The sequence below is a fragment of the Pseudomonas sp. LAMO17WK12:I5 genome (genome assembly GCF_900215165.1).
Lineage (GTDB): Bacteria > Pseudomonadota > Gammaproteobacteria > Pseudomonadales > Pseudomonadaceae > Aquipseudomonas > Aquipseudomonas putida_A.
Map to the genome: position 1 here is coordinate 282,418 of NZ_OBDS01000007.1, position 18,195 is coordinate 300,612.

Here is an 18,195-nt window from a genome sequence, read left to right on the forward strand (position 1 = left end):
TCCGTGCCACCTTAAACGGGGCACGGATTTTGGGTGGTTAGCCCAGATCGCTCAACGACATGAACACGTGTTTCGGCATCGGTACAAATCGATTGTTGCGCAATTGGCTGATCGCATACACCGCGCTGGCGGTACGACCATTGCCGTCGCCGAAGCCTTGAAAACCGGCGATGGCCGCCAGCAAGTGTTTGTCGACATGCTCATGGGCGGCATCGAGCGTCTTCAGATGTTGTTCCAGCGAAGCATAACCGCTGATGCTGCCACCATATTTTGTTGGCTGTCCTACCTCGCGCACAGACTCCGCCAGTTGAGGCACCAGTCGAGCGTGGATCTCTTTGACCACGTTCGCATCGGTGAGCGATTTATTGTTGCTCGTATACTCGCGCAGGATCGCGACAATGTGCTCCAGTTCGTTGTCGGAGGACGAACCCTTGACCATCCAGGCTCCGGCTCTCTGCGCATTGTCGGTGAAACCCTGCGGGTTGAACGCCGTTTCGGGCATCACGTCGCTGTAGGGTGGCTTGCCCAGATCCGTCTTCAAGATGCTTTGCTGATGATTCTTCAGATAGATGACTTTCCTGGATTCAAGCTCGGCCATTGATCCAAGTATTTCCGAATAGTCACCAGCTTTTGTAGTGAACTTTGTGCCGTTGAACCGGGGGCCTCTGCTTTTGGTGAAGCTGATCAGTACGTCGTTCGCCGCGGCATGACCGATTAACGATTCCAGTTGCTGGAATCCCTTTGAGGACTGAGTCGCTTCCCTCGTTGCAGCGTTGAACAGATGCTGCAGTTCTGTCGCATTGCCGCCCTTGGGTATGGAAACAACGTCCTGGCTCAGGCGTGTGACGAGCTGTTCGACTGTTTCGAGTGCATCATCCTTGAACAATGCCCGTGCATGCGCCAGCGTCGGCAACGTCATGCGAATCTCCGCTGCAACCCCGGTCTTGCTCAGGGCCTTGACCAGGTCGTACGAGCCGCTGCTGGTACTGCTCAGCGCTCGGAGTTGTCCGGCTCCGGCCCGGATGACGGTATGGCCGAAATGGCTGAGTTTCATCACGCCTTTGCCGACCAGTCTGGCGCCACCGTAAACCAGCTTCGGAACGCCATCGAGCGGATTGAACACCGACAGCGCTACGCTTGCGCCGACCTTGCTCAGGCTTAACAGTCTTGTACTGCTGCCCAGCGCCTTGCTGAACGGCCCCAGCGCTCCGGCAAAGACGAAGAGGATCGCGGTCAGGTCCATCACACAGCTGAATATGGCGCCGCTGCGAAGATCCGGGTCACTGGAGGACAGGCCCCTGATGCACTGGCGGAACGGGATGACGATGTCGAGAATGGTTTCGGTGACGTTGTCCCAGTCATCATGTTTCTTCTCCAGGGCGGGTCTGTCGTAACTGATTGCATAAAACTGATCGTAATGGGTCGGGGGATTATGTTCGGCAATGATTTCGCCGATCTTGTCGAAACGTTCCGAGTTGAAACTGTGCATAGGGCTACGCGTAAGGGGTAGCGCGTCGTCAGGTTCATCGAATTCGGCAAAGCGTTCGAGAATGATGCCCGGCCTGTCTCGCAGCTCCTCGCTCAAGGGGGGCTGGCCTTCGAAGTAGGCGGTTTTCTCGATTCGCGCATGAAGATACGTCAGCGACTTGAAGTCTTTGTCGCCGTTCGGTCCCTCGGTAAACCATCCGATCTCATCGAGTGTCTGGCCGCGGATGTAGGCTCCAGCAAGAGCCGGATTATTGCGGCAAATGCCTTGCAGGGGGAATATTTCAAAACAGTAGAACTGCAATCCATACTTGCAAAACAGCATGTTGCCGAAGCGCGCTGTTTTACGTGGATCAAACGGCACAAAGCTGCTGTTTATCGGGGTTTGTATGGAGAAATCGCGAACGGTGAATATGGCCACCTTGCCGAATTCAAGTGCCATCCGTTCTTCCAGTGACAATCGTGAAAGTGTCAGACGCACAGTGGTATTGATGGCTGTTTTGTATTGCTTGAAGTGTTCTTTTACTTTTGCCTTGTAAATGTCGTTGATTGGTTCGAGTGTCAGCAGATCCGGATACGCCTTGTAGATACTTGTGCCGGATTGCCTGTCATAGCCCTTTTTGAACAGCAAGTTGCGGGTCATGTAAACATCAAGCACGGGATGATAATGGCGTTCGTATCCGTATTCGACCGGCGACGCTATTTGCATCATCGGATCGCAACCTACGTCGTACAGCTCGGCTTTTGCCAGCTTGCGCCGGCTGACCGGTGGGGTGGCGATCGTTGTCAGTGCGGTGTTGATCGTCTCGAGGTGGGCGTTGTATTGGCTGGCTGCCTGCTTGAACAGTTCCTGGGTTGGCAGGTCATTGGCATTCTCCGGTTCCAGGCCATTCAGCATCGACCAGTCCATGATGCCTTGCAGGTTCGCCCAGTCATGCAGGGTCTGCTGTTGGGCACTAGTGGGCAAGATCGCGCCCAATTCAAGCAGCTTGTCATAGGACATCTGACTGGACAGGCCAGGCGCGATGCTCTCGGCCAGACTTACCGATTTGCGCAGAATTACCCAGCCTGGCGTGCCGATCTGCAGAGTCGCGGGTGTCCTGACCAGGAACTCAGGTGCAAGTCCGGCGAGGATCAGTTCCAGCGTCATGGGAACTGCATATTCCTTGATACGTCGGCGTCCGAGTGCCTGTTCCAGTGTCAGGTTGACCTCATGGGAGGTAGCCTGCACGTAACCTGGGTTATAGATATTCTGCTCGATGAAGTTCTGGTTCTTGTCTTCGCGACCCAACGACAAATCCAGCATGACCGCTGCGACCAGCAGTCGACTGCGCTGCTCTGTGCTCAGCACAGTCGCATTGACCATGGACGGCTCGTTCAGCGCTTCGAAGCAGGACTGGGCGAAAGCTTTGGCTTCTTCGGTCTCGATCAGCAGTGCCCAGGCGCGACGCGGGTATTCACGCAGGGCTGTCGGCGTCTCTTTCTTGAGCAGTGCGCCCGCCAGATAATTGATCAGCGGTTCCGCGCGCGGCTCGCCCTTGTCCATCAACTTATGGATGACCTGGTAGATAGCCGATTGCTGATCTTCGTCGATGCACAGCTCTGTTGCGCCGGTTTCGTTCGATATCCCCCAGTAGTTGCCATGCGTCGGTGGCAGCGGCAACGTCAGTTCGAGCCAGGCAATCAGGTTTTGCAACTGGTCTGCGGTCTCGGGCAGGTGCAGTTGCTGGAACTGCAGCCAGTTGAGCAACGGCAGACGGTCGCTTGAAGACACGATGCCACCTGTCATGACTGCACTGCTGGCCAGCAGTTGCAGGTCGGCTTTCAACGAATCAATCTCGTTGATCTGCTGGGTGATATCAATGCGCTCGATAAACGTCCCGACAGTTGTTTGGATTTCATGGACTTGAAAGATTTCGCCCTTTTTATTGACCAGTGTCCAGTTGTCATCATTGATTTCTAACGTATCGACGATTGCAACGAATTGTGGCTGACGTACCAGTTGGCGCAGGACGATGTGTGCCGAAAAATGCGCTTGATTGAATAGACTTCCCTCAAGAGTCGATATGCACAATTGTTTGTTATTAACACGGTTGGTGGGGTAGGCATAGTTGTCGCTGGCCTTGGCCTTTTCCCACTTTCCGAGCATGGCTCTCATTGTCTGCGCAATATCACGTCGCTCAAGTTGCTCACTTGATAGAGGTGCCGGGGGAAAAAGATTGGTTGAAGTCGTCATTGGGTGTCAGTCCATCCATGGCTATATAGGTGGGTCAATAAACGGGTATAGCGAAGTTTTGTTTTCGCATGGCGACTATATCGGCGCAGTCAGGGTTTGTTCTGCAGTATTGGTTTCAATGTATGTTTCCTGTCGGTCGATACGAGGGCAATTTTGTTCAATACAGCAGGCCGTGCCTTAGTTAACCTGAGTCTCTTTCTCCCCACTCTGCAGCAGGTGCGTAATGAGTCTGATTGTGTCGATGGCGGCGTTTGCGCTGGTGGCGTCCATAACCCCGGGGCCGGTGAATATAGTGGCGCTGAGTTCCGGTGCGCAGTTCGGCTTTCGGGCCAGTCAGCGGCACGTGGCAGGAGCGACGCTGGGTTTTGTGCTGTTGCTGGTGCTGATGGGCCTGGGGCTGCATGAGGTCCTGAAACTGTGGCCATTTCTGACCCGGGTGGTGCAATTGGCCGGGGTGGCGTTTCTGTTGTTCATGGCCTGGAAACTGGCTGCCGATGACGGCCAGTTGCATGCCGGCGAGGCGGGTCGGGCGCCGTCGATGTTGTACGGCGCGGTGATGCAATGGCTCAACCCGAAAGCATGGCTGGCGTGTGTGGCAGGGATGGGCGCGTTTGTCGCCGATGGCGAGGCACGGCTGGTCTGGCAGTTCGCCGCGGTGTATCTGGTGATCTGTTATCTGTCGGTCGGTTGCTGGGTCTATGCCGGGACGTTTCTGCGTGGGTATCTGGGCAATCCGAAGGGGATGCGCCTGTTCAACCGGTTGATGGCCTTGTTGCTGGCGGCGAGCGCGGGTTATCTGCTGTTGCCGTGAGCCCGGCGCCAGGGTCAGCCGCGATATTGGCCGGGGGTTGCCGCCAGATGCTGTTTGAATGCGCGTTGAAAATGCGCCTGATCGGCAAACCCCGCTTCCAGTGCGACATCGGCAATCAACTGGCCGCTGCGCAGGCGTTCGCGGGCGAACTGGATGCGCTGGTTGACCACAAATGCATGCGGGGTCATGCCGTAATGCTGCTTGAACGCACGGATCAGATACGACGGGGACAACTGCGCCGCCGTGCAGATGTCCTCCAGGCTGAGCAGGTCGGTGCAGTGTTCGCGAATGAAGTCGGCGGCGCGTTCGAGCTTGAAATTCGGTTCGCGCAACGGTGGTTCAGCCGGGTTCAGGCGTAGTTGCAGATCGCTGAAAAACTCCACCGCTGCGCTGTGTTTGCGCAGTACGTCCTGCTGCTCGTCGACAAGGGTGGCGTAAAGCCCTTGCAGGTCACGAAACAGTCGCGGGTCATCCAGATGAGTAGTGGAGAACCGCCGAAACTCAAGCTCGGCACTGAACCCCAGTTGATGCTGCAGATCCGTCAGCCACGACGTCTCGACATACAGCATCAAGTACGACCACGGCTGATCATCGAGCGGGTTGCAGGCATGCACGTCGCCGGGATTCATCAGCACCACGGTGCCGGCGGCGACTTCGAACGTCGATTGCTCATGCACATAAATGCTCCGCCCGGCGGTGATCGCGCCAATCGAAAAATGCGCATGGGAATGGCGTGAGTAGCAGACCTCACGGCCATCGGCGATGGCCCGCGCTTCGATGAAGGGCAGGGCATCGTCGCGCCAGAAGCGAGGGGCTTTTTCAGGATTTTTGGCGGCAGCGTGTTTCATAGTTATGGTTCCCGGCGGGCCAGACACCGGAGTGTATTAGCTCTGGCCGGCGAAGGCCCGCTCCAGTTCGGCGATGTCGAGTTTTTTCATCTTGAACATGGCCTGCATTGCCCGTTGCGACTTGCTGGTGTCGGGGTCCAGCATCATGTGCATGAACGCCACCGGCACGATCTGCCACGACACCCCGAACTTGTCCTTGAGCCAGCCGCATTGCTGGGCCTCGACCGGACCACCGGCCGACAAATTGCCCCAGAAGTGGTCGACTTCTTCCTGATTCTGGCAATTGACCTGAAACGAAATGGCCTCACTGAACTTGAACATCGGCCCGCCGTTGAGGCCGGTGAAGGTCTGGCCGTCGAGTTCGAAACTGACGGTCATCACCGCACCTTCCGGCTTGCCGTGAAATTCCTGGCCGACCTTGCTGTAGTGGGTCAGGCCGGTGATTTTCGAATGATCGAAGATCGAGCAATAGAACTTCGCGGCGGCTTCGGCCTGATCATCGAACCACAGGCACGGTGTGAGTTTTTGAAAGCGTTGCATGGCAGTCATCCTCGGCAGGTTAGACACGCAGGATTTACAGCGTAGTCAGTCCTTGGTCGAATGGCGGTGCCGTAGATCGACAAGTGCGTCGCTTGCCGCCAAACCCTGTAGGAGTGAGCCTGCTCGCGATGGCGTAGGGTCAGGCAACGCCTATGCAAGCTGCGACGACGCCATCGCGAGCAGGCTCACTCCTACAAGGAGCGCCGCTCGGCAATCATCAACAGCGACTGCGGCACCGGGCTTTGCGGATGCTGCGGCTCCTGCAGGCTGACCAGTTGAAACCCGGCCATGTCCAGCGCGTTGCACCAGCTCGACAGCGTGCGGAAATACCACGGCATCGGCTGCCACTGGCCCTTGAACCCGGCGAAGAACTCTTCACGCCAGCCATCCTGATAATCGCCGGCCGCCACGGCCCACGGATGCAGGGTCTGAATGATCATGGCACCGCCGGGAGCCAGCAACGCATGCATCGCGGCGAGCAATGGAATGATGTCCTGATGCAGCAGCGAGAAGTTGGCGCAGATCAAATCGTAATCACGACCGATGTCGACTTCGTCCTCGACCAGCGTCTGGTAACTGGCGACGTGCACGCTGGTTGAACCGGCCGCGCGTGCAGCCTCGATCAACGTCGCATCGCCATCGACGCCCGCCGAATCGATACCGCGATCCGCCAGCGCCCGCAACAACCAGCCTTCGCCGCAACCCAGATCCAGCACGCGTCCCGGTTGGCGGCCCATGATCGCCAGCAGGATCGCCTGATCGGTGACCTGCTGACGGCTTTCGATGGCACCGCTGCGGATCGCGTCGATCCAGGCATCAGCGTTGGTGTGCCAGCTCTGTAACAAGATGGATTCAGGGGAGGGCATGGCGCTGTCTCCGGTATAAGCCGATTGTGGGCGTTCGCTTGTTGGCTGCTATGTTCAAAGGCTGAACAGAGTCTGGCAGAGGATAGACACCATGAACCCATTAACTGGCGGTTGCCTGTGCGGCGATGTGCGTTTCGAAGCATCGGGCCAACCTTACCGCGTCGGGATCTGCCACTGCCTCGACTGCCGCAAACACCATGGCACGTTGTTTCATGCCTCGGCGATATTTCCTGAGAATGCCGTGACCGTCAGTGGCAAGACCGGCGAATATCAAGGGCGGGTGTTCTGTCCGCGCTGTGGTTCGCCGGTACTGGCGCGTTCGGGGGATGAAATTGAAGTGAATGTCGGCTCGCTGGACGCGCCGAACCAGCTCAAGCCGACTTATGAACTGTGGACTGTGCGGCGCGAGTCATGGTTGCCCGCGCTGCCACTGGCGCACCACTATGAACGTGATCGCGAACGCACGGGGCGCACCGAGGCGTAGTACACAGTCAAGACAGCCACCCAGCCCCCTGTGGGAGCGAGCTTGCTCGCGAATGCTCTGGGTCAGCCAACCCATCATTGATTGACCGATTGCCTTCGCCAGCAGGCTGGCTCCCACACGGTCCCTGGTGTGACCGAGTATTCAGCAACCACCTGAAAACCTGTGGGAGCTGGCTTGCCAGCGATGAGGCCGGCACATCCACAATTGATGTTGCCTGATCCACCGCCATCGCTGGCAAGCCAGCTCCCACAATGATGTGTGTCAGCCGCGAATAAATGCCAGCAAATCGGCATTGATCGTCGCCGCCTCAGTCGTCGGCATCCCGTGCGGAAACCCCGGATATGACTTCAGCGTGCCATTTGGCAGCAGTTTCGCCGACAAAGGCCCCGAGTTCGCATACGGTACGATCTGATCGTCCTCGCCATGCATCACCAGCACCGGCACGGTGACTTTCTTCAGGTCTTCAGTGAAATCGGTCTGCGAGAACGCAACGATCCCGTCGTAATGCGCCTTGGCGCCGCCGATCATGCCCTGACGCCACCAGTTGCCGATGATCCCCTCAGACGGCTTGGCCCCGGGGCGGTTATAGCCATAAAACGGCCCGCTGGGGATATCGCGGTAGAACTGCGCACGATTGGCCGCCAGTTGCGCCTGAAAATCGTCGAACACCGATTTCGGCAATCCACCGGGATTGCTTTCGGTCTGCACCATCAACGGTGGCACCGCGCTGATCAATACGCCTTTGGCGACGTTGTCCTGACCATGCCGGGCGATGTAGTGGATGACCTCGCCGCCGCCGGTGGAGTGGCCGACATGCACCACGTTCTTCACCCCCAGGTGCTGAACCACCGCCAGCGCATCGTCGGCGTAATGGTCCATGTCATGGCCGTCCCAGACCTGGCTCGACCGTCCGTGGCCTCGACGGTCGTGAGCAATCACCCGAAAGCCCTGGCCCAGGAAGAACAGCATCTGCGCATCCCAGTCGTCCGAGCTGAGCGGCCAGCCGTGGTGGAAGTGGATCACCGGGGCGTCCTTCGGGCCCCAGTCCTTGTAGAAAATATCGACGCCGTCTTTGGTGGTGACAAATCCCATGTTCGCGACTCCTGACCAAGGTGATGGGTTACCGCGCTCGTCGCAGACCGGTCGTGACGGTTCGGATAAGCGCCGTTATCAGCCAGAAGATTAAAGTCGACATTTTTGCGATAGGGCATGACCGGTGGTCGCCATGTCTGGCTTCACGCGCAAATTAGGCTTTGCTGAAAGGGATAAGCCGAGGCGCGCACAGGCTTCGATGGCCGTAGCGACGCCCCTTCAGAACACCGTGAGTCTGAGGAAATCCCCCGATGCTGACCTTGAATATCAATGGCAAGGATCAGGAGCTCGATGTGCCGGCCGACATGCCGTTGCTCTGGGTCCTGCGTGACGTTGCGCACCTGACCGGTACCAAATTCGGCTGTGGCATGGCCCAGTGCGGCGCCTGCACCGTACACGTCGATGGCGCGCCATTGCGCGCCTGTATCACGCCCGCCACCGCCGTGGCCCACGGCCAGAAGATTCTCACGATCGAAGGCCTTTCGACCGATGGCTCGCACCCGGTGCAGCAGGCCTGGGCCGAACTTGATGTGGTGCAGTGCGGCTACTGCCAGTCGGGGCAGATCATGTCTGCCGCCGCGCTGCTGGCGAAAATCCCCAAGCCCACCGACAGCGATATCGATCAGGCGCTCTCCGGCAATATTTGCCGCTGCGGTACCTATCCGCGAATCCGCGCGGCTGTGAAACGTGCGGCCGAGATCGGCTGATCGGGAGATAGACGATGAACAGTCCTGTATCGCGTCGCGGATTTCTCAAGGGCAGTGCCGTGCTGGGTGGCGGCCTGGTAGTGGCGTTTGTCGTGCCCGGTGCCCATCGATTTGCCTTGGCAGCGGAGAATGAAGGCAAGGTCTTCGCGCCGAATGCGTTTTTGCGCATTGGCGCCGACAACAGCGTGACGGTGTTGCTCGGGCACTCGGAAATGGGCCAGGGCATCTGGACCGGCCTGACCATGCTGATCGCCGAAGAGTTGGACGCCGACTGGTCGACGATCCGCGTCGAGCACTCGCCGGCCTCGGCCGCCAATTACGGCATGCCGGCGTTTGGCGGGATGCAGATCACCGGCGGCTCGACCTCGACCTGGATGGAGTTCGATCGCTACCGGCTGGCCGGGGCCACGGCGCGGCAGATGCTGGTGGAAGCGGCGGCCAAGCGCTTCAACGTCGCTGCGTCGACGATTCGCACCGAGTCCGGCGTAGTGATCGCCGGCGATAAACGCGCGACGTACGGCGAACTGGCGGACGCCGCCGGGCAACTGCCAGTGCCAGATCCAAAGTCGATCACCTTCAAAGAGGCCAAGGACTGGAAAGTCATCGGCAAACCGACCAAACGCCTCGATACCCCGGAGAAAATCACCGGCCGCGCCAAGTTCGGCATGGACGTGCAATTCGAGGGCTTGATGACCGCGATGGTCGCCCGTGCGCCGGTGTTCGGTGCCACGGTCAAATCCTTCGAGGGCGCCGAGGCACTGGCGGTGCCCGGTGTGCACAAAGTGGTACAGGTGCCGACCGGTGTGGCGGTGATTGCCGATCATTACTGGGCGGCGAAACTTGGTCGCGATGCGCTGAAGGTCGATTGGGATCTCGGGCCGCACGTTGACCTGAGCAGCCAGGGCCTGCTCGACAGTTTCCGCAAACTGGCAGCGACACCGGGCACTTCCGCCAGCCAGGCTGGGGATCCGAAAGGCAACTTCGACAAGGCGGCGAAGAAAATCGACGTCGAATACAGCGTGCCGTATCTGGCGCACGCACCGATGGAACCGCTGAACTGCACAGTGAAGATCAGCGCCGAAAAGTGCGAGATCTGGACCGGCACGCAATTCCAGACCCTCGATCAGATGGTCGCCGGCAAGATCACCGGACTCAAACCGGAACAGGTGGAAATTCACACCGAATTTCTTGGCGGCGGATTCGGGCGGCGGGCCAATCCGACCTCGGACTTCGTCGCCGAAGCGGTGCAAGTGGCGAAAGCCGCGGGGCTGCCGGTGAAAACCGTGTGGTCGCGCGAGGACGACATTCGCGGCGGGTATTACCGCTCGATGTTCCTGCATCAGGCACGCATAGGCCTGGACGGGCAGGGCATGCCGCTGAGCTGGCAGCATGTGCTGGTCGGCCAGTCGATCATGGCCGGCACCATGCTCGAACAGACCATGGTCAAGAACGGCATCGACGCGACTTCGGTCGAAGGTGTGGCCGACAGCCCGTATATCAAGGGTCTGGCCCATCAACAGGTCGAGCTGCATTCGCCGCAGACCGGAATCAATGTGCTGTGGCTGCGTTCGGTGGGGCACAGCCACACCGCGTTCGTCATGGAGTCGCTGATCGATGAGATGGCCACGGCGGCGGGCAAGGACCCGATCGAATATCGACGCACCTTGCTCAAGGACCATGCGCGGCATCTCGGGGTGCTGAATCTGGCGGTGGAGAAGGCCAACTGGACAGCGCCGTTGCCTGACGGGCATGCATTGGGCGTGGCGGTGCACGAGTCGTTCGGCAGTTATGTGGCGCAGGTGGCCGAGGTCTCGCAGGAAAATCTGGCGATCCGCGTGCACCGCGTGGTGTGTGCGGTGGATTGCGGGATAGCGGTCAACCCGCAGAGCATCGCGGCGCAGATGGAATCGTGCATCACCTTTGGCCTGGGCATGGCGCTGCACAGCAAACTGACGCTCAAGGATGGCGCGGTGGTGCAGTCCAATTATCACGATTACCAGGTGCTGCGGCTCAACGAGATGCCGCTGGTCGAGGTGCATATCGTACCCAGCAGCGACAAACCCGGCGGCATCGGCGAAGCCGGGGTTCCGCCCACCGCGCCGGCGGTGGCCAATGCCGTGTATGCGCTGACCGGGCAACGCCTGCGTGAACTGCCGCTGCAACTGTCGGGGGTGTGAGATGAAACGACATCTGCTGTTGGGCACGGTGATTTTGCTGGGTTTGGGCGGCTACGCCTCGGACCTGTTCGCCGACGATCAGGAGGCACTCAAGGCGTTCGGCACGGTGCAGAAGGTGTTCCAGAGCCCGCGCTGCCAGAACTGCCACATCCCCGGCGACTCGCCGCTGCAGTTCGATGCGGGCAAACCGCACGCGATGAATGTGGTGCGCGGCATGGACGGTAAGGGCGCCGCCGGTTTGCCTTGCGCCACCTGCCACGCCGAGAGCAATCCGCCGGAGAGTTATGGCCCGCATGCGCCACCGGGGGCGCCGCACTGGAGCCTGCCGCCGGCGGCGCACAAGATGGCCTGGATCGGCCTGCCGCCGGACAAGTTGTGCGCGATGATCAAGGATCGTTCGAGCAATGGTGACCGTGACTTCGCCGCGCTGATCAAACATGTCAGCGACGACAAACTGGTGCTGTGGGGCTGGAATCCCGGGGCAGGGCGTGCGCCGGTGCCGGTACCGCATGACATTTTTGTGGCCCAGTTCAAGCTTTGGGCCGACGCTGGCGGACCATGTCCGGTTGCGGGCGGTTGAGTGTGTGAGTCGCTGGCGAATCAAGCTACTCTAAGGGTCGTTGACCCTGATGGAGTGCGTGATGCTGGCCCCGATCAAACCCGCCAATGAAGCCACCCGAATTCAAGCGCTGCACGGCTTGAATGTACTTGATTCGGCGCCCGAAGAACGTTTCGACCGTTTGACCCGTCTGGCCAAACGCCTGTTCAACGTGCCGATTGCGCTGGTCACGCTGGTGGACAAGGATCGGCAATGGTTCAAGTCTTGCGTCGGGCTCGACGTCAACGAAACCCCGCGTGATGTGTCGTTCTGTGGGCACGCGATTCTTCAGGACGAATTGCTGCTGGTGCCAGATGCCAAGCGGGACAAACGCTTTCATGACAATCCGCTGGTCACCGGCGAGCCGAACATCCGTTTCTACGCGGGCTACCCGCTGACCGTGCCCAACGGCAACAAAATGGGCACGTTGTGCCTGATCGACACCCAGCCACGCGAACTCGACGACGAGGAGCGCGGGCTGTTGCGCGATCTGGCCGGCATGGCCGAGCAGGAGTTGATGGCGGTGCAGATGGCGAGCATGGACGAGCTGACGCTGCTGTCCAACCGCCGCGGCTTCAAGACCCTGGCCCAGCATGCGCTGGACGCCTGCAAACACCGGGATAAACCGGCGACGCTGCTGTTTTTCGATCTCAATGACTTCAAGCAGATCAACGATCGTTACGGCCATGCCGAGGGCGACAGTGCGCTGAAGACCTTTGCCGATGTGCTGCGCATCGCTTTTCGCGAGAGCGACGTGGTCGGGCGATTGGGCGGTGACGAGTTCGTGGCGCTGCTGACCGGCTCCAGTCACGTCGAAACCACAGCGATCATGGCGCGGCTCAAGGAAATCCTCGACGAGCGCAATGCGATGTTGCAGCGCGGCTACGAGATTCGCTTCAGCGTCGGCCAGATCGAATACGATCCGCAACGCCATGAAACGGTGGATCGACTGCTGGCCGATGCCGACGAGGCGATGTATGCGCACAAGCAGGCGTTGAAACGGCGCTGATTCAGGCCTCATCGCTGGCAAGCCAGCTCCCACAGATTTAGCGGCTGCCCACGAAATCCCGGCACACCGCAGAACCCTGTGGGAGCGGGCTTGCTCGCGAAAGCGTCCGGTCAGGCTATATCCATGTCGAATGTGCCAGCCTCTTCGTGAGCAAGCCCACTCCCACAGGTTTGTCCGCTGCCCACAAAGTTCAGGCGCATCGCAAAACAGTGTGGGAGCGGGCTTGCTCGCGAAAGCGTCCGGCCAGGCGATATCCATGTTGAATGTGCCAGCCTCTTCGTGAGCAAGCCCACTCCCACAGGTTTATCGGGTGCTCACAAAATTCAGGTGCAGCGCAGAACCCTGTGGGAGCGGGCTTGCTCGCGAAAGCGTCCGGTCAGGCGATATCCATGTTGAATGTGCCGGCCTCTTCGTGAGCAAGCCCACTCCCACAGGTTTGTCGGCTGCCCACAAAATCCAGATACACCGCAGAACCCTGTGGGAGCGGGCTTGCTCGCGAAAGCGTCCGGTCAGGCGATATCCATGTCGAATGTGCCGGCCTCATCGCTGGCAGGCCAGCTCCCACAGTTTTATCAGGTGCTCACGAAATCCCGGCACACTGCAGAACCTTGTGGGAGCTGGCTTGCCAGCGATGGCGTCCGGTCAGGCGATAGCGATGTTGAATGTGCCGGCCTCTTCGTGAGCAAGCCCACTCCCACAGGTTTATCCGCTGTTCACGAAATTCAGGCTCACTCCTACAGGGGGATTTGGGGTGTTCAAGACATTGCAGGCACAAAAAAACCCGCCGATTGGCGGGTTTTTTATCGGCAGACCGAAGATTACTCTTCGATGTTGCCCATGGCGGTGGTGTTGAAGCCGCCGTCCACGTACATGATTTCACCGCTGATGCCCGACGCCAGGTCGGAGCACAGGAAGGCGCCGGCGTTGCCGACTTCTTCGATGGTGACGTTGCGGCGCAGTGGGGTTTGCGCTTCGTTGGCGGCCAGCATCTTGCGGAAGTTCTTGATGCCCGAGGCTGCCAGGGTACGGATCGGGCCAGCCGATACGCAGTTGACGCGGGTGCCGTCCGGGCCCAGGGAGCCGGCCAGGTAACGCACGCCAGCTTCCAGCGAAGCCTTGGCCATGCCCATCACGTTGTAGTTCGGCATGGTGCGCTCGGCGCCCAGGTACGACAGGGTCAGCAGGCTGCCGTTGCGGCCTTTCATCATTTCGCGACCAGCCTTGGCCAGGGCCACGAAGCTGTAGGCGCTGATGTCGTGAGCGATGCGGAAACCTTCACGGGTGGTGGCTTCGGTGAAGTCGCCGTCCAGTTGGTCGCCCGGGGCGAAGCCGACGGAGTGCACGATGCAGTCCAGGCCGTCCCACTTCTTGCTCAGTTCTTCGAAGACCTTGGCGATTTCTTCATCGCTGGCCACGTCGCACGGGAAGCACAGCTCAGGGCTCGAACCCCAGCCTTGAGCGAATTCCTCAACACGACCTTTCAGTTTGTCGTTCTGATAAGTGAAGGCAAGCTCAGCGCCCTCGCGATGCATGGCGGCAGCGATGCCGGATGCGATGGACAGCTTGCTGGCGACACCGACGATCAGTACGCGCTTACCGGCGAGAAAACCCATGTGTTGCTCCTCTTTCAGGTTATTGCGCAGTGGCTGGTGCCAAAAAAGCGGCTTCCAGCAACTGCTGTGTATACGGATGTTTGGGGGCGGCAAAAATATCTTGCGCAGCTCCCTGTTCGACCACTTGGCCATGCTTGACCACCATCAACTGGTGGCTCAGCGCTTTGACGACAGCCAGGTCATGGCTGATGAACAAATACGTCAGGTTGTACTTGGCTTGCAGTGAACGCAACAGCTCCACCACTTGCCGCTGCACCGTGCGGTCGAGCGCAGAAGTTGGCTCGTCCAGCAGGATCAGCGCCGGTTTCAGCACCAAAGCCCGGGCAATGGCGATACGTTGCCGTTGCCCACCGGAAAATTCGTGAGGGTAGCGGTGCCGGGTTTCCGGATCCAGACCTACCTCCTTTAATGCCGCAATAATCGCCGCTTCCTGCTCGGCGGCGGTGCCCATCTTGTGAATCCGCAGGCCTTCGCCAACGATGTCGCTGACGCACATCCGCGGACTTAGGCTGCCGAACGGGTCCTGAAACACCACCTGCATCTCCCGACGCAACGGGCGAACCTCGTTCTGCGTCAGGCAGTCTAGCTGTTTGCCCTCAAAGCGAATGGCGCCTTTGCTGCCGATCAGCCGCAAAATCGCCAGACCCAGCGTAGATTTGCCGGAACCGCTTTCCCCCACGATCCCCAGGGTCTGACCCTGAGGCAGGCTGAAATTGATGCCGTCCACTGCCTTGACGTAATCCACCGTGCGCTTGAGCAGGCCTTTCTTGATCGGGAACCAGACTTTGAGGTTCTCGACTTCGAGCAGCGGCGCCCCGATTTTATTGCTCGCCGGGCCTCCGCTGGGCTCCGCGCCGAGCAATTCCCGAGTGTACGGATGCTGCGGAGAACGGAACAGCTCTGCGCACGATGCCTGTTCGACGATGCAACCGCGCTGCATGACACATACGCGATGCGCAATTCTTCGCACCAGGTTCAAATCGTGACTGATCAGTAGCAGCGACATGCCCAATCTGGCCTGCAATTCCTTGAGCAAATCGAGGATTTTCAGCTGAACGGTCACGTCCAGTGCGGTGGTGGGTTCGTCGGCGATCAGCAGCTCCGGCTCGTTGGCCAACGCCATGGCGATCATCACCCGCTGGCGCTGGCCGCCGGACAATTCGTGGGGCAGGGCCTTGAGGCGTTTGTGCGGCTCGGGGATGCCGACCATCTCCAGCAGCTCCAGGGTGCGTGTGGTCGCGACTTTGCCGCTCAGGCCCTTGTGGATGCCCAACACCTCATTGATCTGCTTCTCGATCGAGTGCAGCGGGTTGAGCGAGGTCATCGGCTCCTGAAAGATCATCGCGATGCGGTTGCCGCGAATATGCCGGATGGTCTTTTCGCTCAGGCCGAGCAGATTCTGCCCGGCATAGTTGATGCTGCCGGCCGGATGGCGGGCCAGCGGGTAGGGCAGCAGGCGCAGGATCGAGTGCGCCGTCACCGATTTGCCCGAGCCGGACTCGCCGACCAGGGCCAGGGTTTCGCCGCGTTTGATGTCGAAGCTCACGCCCTCGACCACCCGGTGCAGGCGCTCGTTGAAGCCGAACTCGACGGCGAGGTCGCGCACTTCGATCAGATTGTCCTGATTCATTTCACTTCCTCGGGTCGAAGGCATCGCGAGCGGACTCGCCGATAAACACCAGCAAACTCAGCATCAGCGCCAGCACCGCGAACGCGCTCATGCCCAGCCACGGCGCCTGCAGGTTGGATTTGCCCTGAGCAACCAGTTCACCCAGCGACGGACTGCCGGCCGGCAAGCCGAAGCCGAGGAAGTCCAGCGCAGTCAGGGTGCCGATGGCGCCGGTAAGAATGAACGGCATGAAGGTCATGGTCGAGACCATCGCGTTGGGCAGGATGTGGCGGAACATGATTGCGCCGTTCTGCATGCCCAGTGCCCGCGCGGCGCGCACGTATTCAAGGTTACGGCCACGGAGGAACTCGGCGCGCACCACGTCGACCAGGCTCATCCACGAGAACAGCAGCATGATCCCCAGCAACCACCAGAAATTCGGCTGGACGAAACTGGCGAGAATGATCAGCAGGTACAGCACCGGCAAGCCCGACCAGATCTCCAGAAAGCGTTGCCCGGCCAGATCGACCCAGCCGCCATAGAAACCCTGCAGCGCGCCGGCGATCACGCCGATGATCGAGCTGAGCACGGTCAGCGTCAGGGCAAACAGTACCGAAATGCGGAAGCCGTAGATCACCCGCGCCAGCACATCGCGGCCCTGATCGTCGGTACCCAGCAGGTTGTCCGCCGAGGGCGGGGCGGGGGCCGGGACTTTCAGGTCGTAGTTGATGCTCTGGTAGCTGTAGGGGATCGGCGCCCACAACACCCACGCATCCTTGGCCTTGAGCAGTTCGCGGATGTACGGGCTCTTGTAGTTGGCTTCCAGCGGGAATTCGCCGCCGAAGGTGGTTTCCGGGTAGCGCTTGATCGCCGGGAAGTACCAGTTGTTGTCGTAATGCACCACCAGCGGCTTGTCGTTGGCGATCAGCTCGGCGCCGAGGCTCAGGCCGAACAGGATCAGAAACAGCCACAGCGACCACCAGCCACGCTTGTTGGCCTTGAACAGTTCGAACCGGCGGCGGTTGAGAGGGGACAGATTCATCTCAATGCTCCCGGCTGGCGAAGTCGATGCGCGGATCGACCAGGGTGTAGGTGAGATCGCCGATCAGTTTCACCACCAGACCGAGCAGGGTGAAGATGAACAGAGTGCCGAACACCACCGGGTAATCGCGATTGATCGCCGCTTCGAAACTCATCAGACCCAGACCGTCGAGGGAGAAAATCACTTCCACCAGCAACGAGCCGGTGAAGAAGATGCCGATGAACGCTGACGGGAACCCGGCAATCACCAGCAACATGGCGTTGCGGAACACATGGCCGTAGAGCACGCGATTGCGCGTCAGGCCCTTGGCCTTGGCGGTGACCACGTACTGCTTGTTGATCTCGTCGAGGAAGCTGTTTTTGGTCAGCAGGGTCATGGTCGCGAAGTTGCCGATCACCAGCGCGGTCACCGGCAGCGCCAGGTGCCAGAAGTAGTCGAGGATCTTGCCGCCCAGGCTCAGCTCATCGAAGTTGTTCGAGGTCAGCCCGCGTAGCGGGAACCAGTCCAGATAACTGCCGCCGGCAAACACTACGATCAGCAGAATCGCAAACAGGAACGCCGGAATCGCATAGCCGATGATGATCGCCGAGCTGGTCCACACGTCGAAGTGGCTGCCGTGCCGCGTGGCCTTGGCGATCCCCAGCGGGATCGACACCAGGTACATGATCAGCGTGCTCCACAGCCCGAGCGAGATCGACACCGGCATCTTTTCCTTGATCAGGTCGATGACCTTGGCGTCACGGAAAAAACTGTCGCCGAAATCCAGCTGCGCGTAGTTCTTGACCATGATCCACAGACGTTCCGGGGCCGACTTGTCGAACCCGTACATGTGCTCGATTTCCTTGATCAGCGCCGGGTCCAGGCCCTGTGCGCCACGATACGCGGAGCCGGCCACCGAGACCTCGGCACCGCCACCGGCGATGCGGCTGGTGGCGCCTTCGAAGCCTTCGAGCTTGGCGATCATCTGCTCCACCGGGCCGCCGGGCGCGGCCTGGATGATCACGAAGTTGATCAGCAGGATGCCGAACAGGGTCGGGATGATCAGCAGCAGTCGCCGAAAGATATACGCCAGCATCTG

Annotated in this window: 15 protein-coding genes; 6 read left to right on the forward strand and 9 right to left on the reverse strand. The window is 59.8% G+C overall.

The window, feature by feature from the left end; genetic code table 11:
- Positions 1-37: 37 nt before the first annotated feature.
- Positions 38-3,721 (reverse strand): hypothetical protein, encoded by a 3,684-nt coding sequence (locus tag CRO59_RS28665; RefSeq protein ID WP_159988116.1) that lies wholly within the window; start codon positions 3,719-3,721, stop codon positions 38-40.
- A gap of 223 nt (positions 3,722-3,944) precedes the next feature.
- On the opposite strand from CRO59_RS28665, the gene CRO59_RS14585 reads away from it, so the two are divergent.
- A complete protein-coding gene (locus tag CRO59_RS14585; protein WP_095139638.1) occupies positions 3,945-4,532 on the forward strand; it encodes a LysE family translocator in 588 nt (195 codons plus the stop codon).
- A gap of 14 nt (positions 4,533-4,546) precedes the next feature.
- Here the strand turns inward: CRO59_RS14585 and CRO59_RS14590 are convergent, their stop codons facing one another.
- The 3 genes from CRO59_RS14590 to CRO59_RS14600 all read right to left on the reverse strand — a co-directional run bounded on the left by CRO59_RS14590 (position 4,547) and on the right by CRO59_RS14600 (position 6,786).
- Entirely contained in the window at positions 4,547-5,380 is an 834-nt protein-coding gene (locus CRO59_RS14590; protein WP_097087938.1) for an AraC family transcriptional regulator, read from the reverse strand.
- 36 nt (positions 5,381-5,416) lie between these two features.
- The gene (locus CRO59_RS14595) at positions 5,417-5,920 is read right to left on the reverse strand and encodes a VOC family protein (RefSeq protein WP_096795948.1); all 504 of its coding nucleotides are present in this window, start codon (positions 5,918-5,920) and stop codon (positions 5,417-5,419) included.
- Between the two features lie 191 nt (positions 5,921-6,111).
- Entirely contained in the window at positions 6,112-6,786 is a 675-nt protein-coding gene (locus CRO59_RS14600; RefSeq protein WP_097087937.1) for a bifunctional 2-polyprenyl-6-hydroxyphenol methylase/3-demethylubiquinol 3-O-methyltransferase UbiG, read from the reverse strand.
- A 91-nt stretch (positions 6,787-6,877) separates the two neighbouring features.
- Here CRO59_RS14600 and CRO59_RS14605 point away from each other — a divergent pair, with 91 nt between their 5' ends.
- Complete coding sequence (locus CRO59_RS14605) at positions 6,878-7,270, forward strand: GFA family protein (RefSeq protein WP_097087936.1); 393 nt, start codon at positions 6,878-6,880, stop codon at positions 7,268-7,270.
- A gap of 261 nt (positions 7,271-7,531) precedes the next feature.
- Here the strand turns inward: CRO59_RS14605 and CRO59_RS14615 are convergent, their stop codons facing one another.
- On the reverse strand, positions 7,532-8,362 hold the full coding sequence (locus tag CRO59_RS14615) for an alpha/beta fold hydrolase (protein WP_097087932.1): 831 nt from the start codon (positions 8,360-8,362) through the stop codon (positions 7,532-7,534).
- Positions 8,363-8,613: 251 nt separating this feature from the next.
- On the opposite strand from CRO59_RS14615, the gene CRO59_RS14620 reads away from it, so the two are divergent.
- The 4 genes from CRO59_RS14620 (at position 8,614) to CRO59_RS14635 (ending at position 12,853) form a co-directional block, all read left to right on the forward strand.
- Positions 8,614-9,069, forward strand: coding sequence for a (2Fe-2S)-binding protein (locus CRO59_RS14620; protein ID WP_007965305.1), 456 nt, complete (start codon positions 8,614-8,616; stop codon positions 9,067-9,069).
- A 14-nt stretch (positions 9,070-9,083) separates the two neighbouring features.
- The gene (locus CRO59_RS14625) at positions 9,084-11,246 is read left to right on the forward strand and encodes a xanthine dehydrogenase family protein molybdopterin-binding subunit (RefSeq protein ID WP_097087930.1); all 2,163 of its coding nucleotides are present in this window, start codon (positions 9,084-9,086) and stop codon (positions 11,244-11,246) included.
- A 1-nt stretch (position 11,247) separates the two neighbouring features.
- On the forward strand, positions 11,248-11,826 hold the full coding sequence (locus CRO59_RS14630; protein ID WP_097087928.1) for a hypothetical protein: 579 nt from the start codon (positions 11,248-11,250) through the stop codon (positions 11,824-11,826).
- A 61-nt stretch (positions 11,827-11,887) separates the two neighbouring features.
- On the forward strand, positions 11,888-12,853 hold the full coding sequence (locus tag CRO59_RS14635; RefSeq protein ID WP_097087927.1) for a sensor domain-containing diguanylate cyclase: 966 nt from the start codon (positions 11,888-11,890) through the stop codon (positions 12,851-12,853).
- An 818-nt stretch (positions 12,854-13,671) separates the two neighbouring features.
- Here CRO59_RS14635 and fabI read toward each other — a convergent pair.
- The 4 genes from fabI to CRO59_RS14655 are packed head-to-tail and all read right to left on the reverse strand — an operon-like array spanning position 13,672 to position 18,192.
- A complete protein-coding gene (gene fabI, locus CRO59_RS14640; RefSeq protein ID WP_003202751.1) occupies positions 13,672-14,466 on the reverse strand; it encodes an enoyl-ACP reductase FabI in 795 nt (264 codons plus the stop codon).
- 19 nt (positions 14,467-14,485) lie between these two features.
- Positions 14,486-16,096 carry an ABC transporter ATP-binding protein gene (locus CRO59_RS14645; protein ID WP_097087925.1) on the reverse strand — a complete coding sequence of 537 codons (1,611 nt, stop codon included), beginning with the start codon at positions 16,094-16,096 and terminating at the stop codon, positions 14,486-14,488.
- A gap of 1 nt (position 16,097) precedes the next feature.
- On the reverse strand, positions 16,098-17,117 hold the full coding sequence (locus tag CRO59_RS14650; RefSeq protein ID WP_064587187.1) for an ABC transporter permease: 1,020 nt from the start codon (positions 17,115-17,117) through the stop codon (positions 16,098-16,100).
- 1 nt (position 17,118) lies between these two features.
- Complete coding sequence (locus CRO59_RS14655) at positions 17,119-18,192, reverse strand: microcin C ABC transporter permease YejB (protein ID WP_095139628.1); 1,074 nt, start codon at positions 18,190-18,192, stop codon at positions 17,119-17,121.
- Positions 18,193-18,195: the final 3 nt, after the last annotated feature.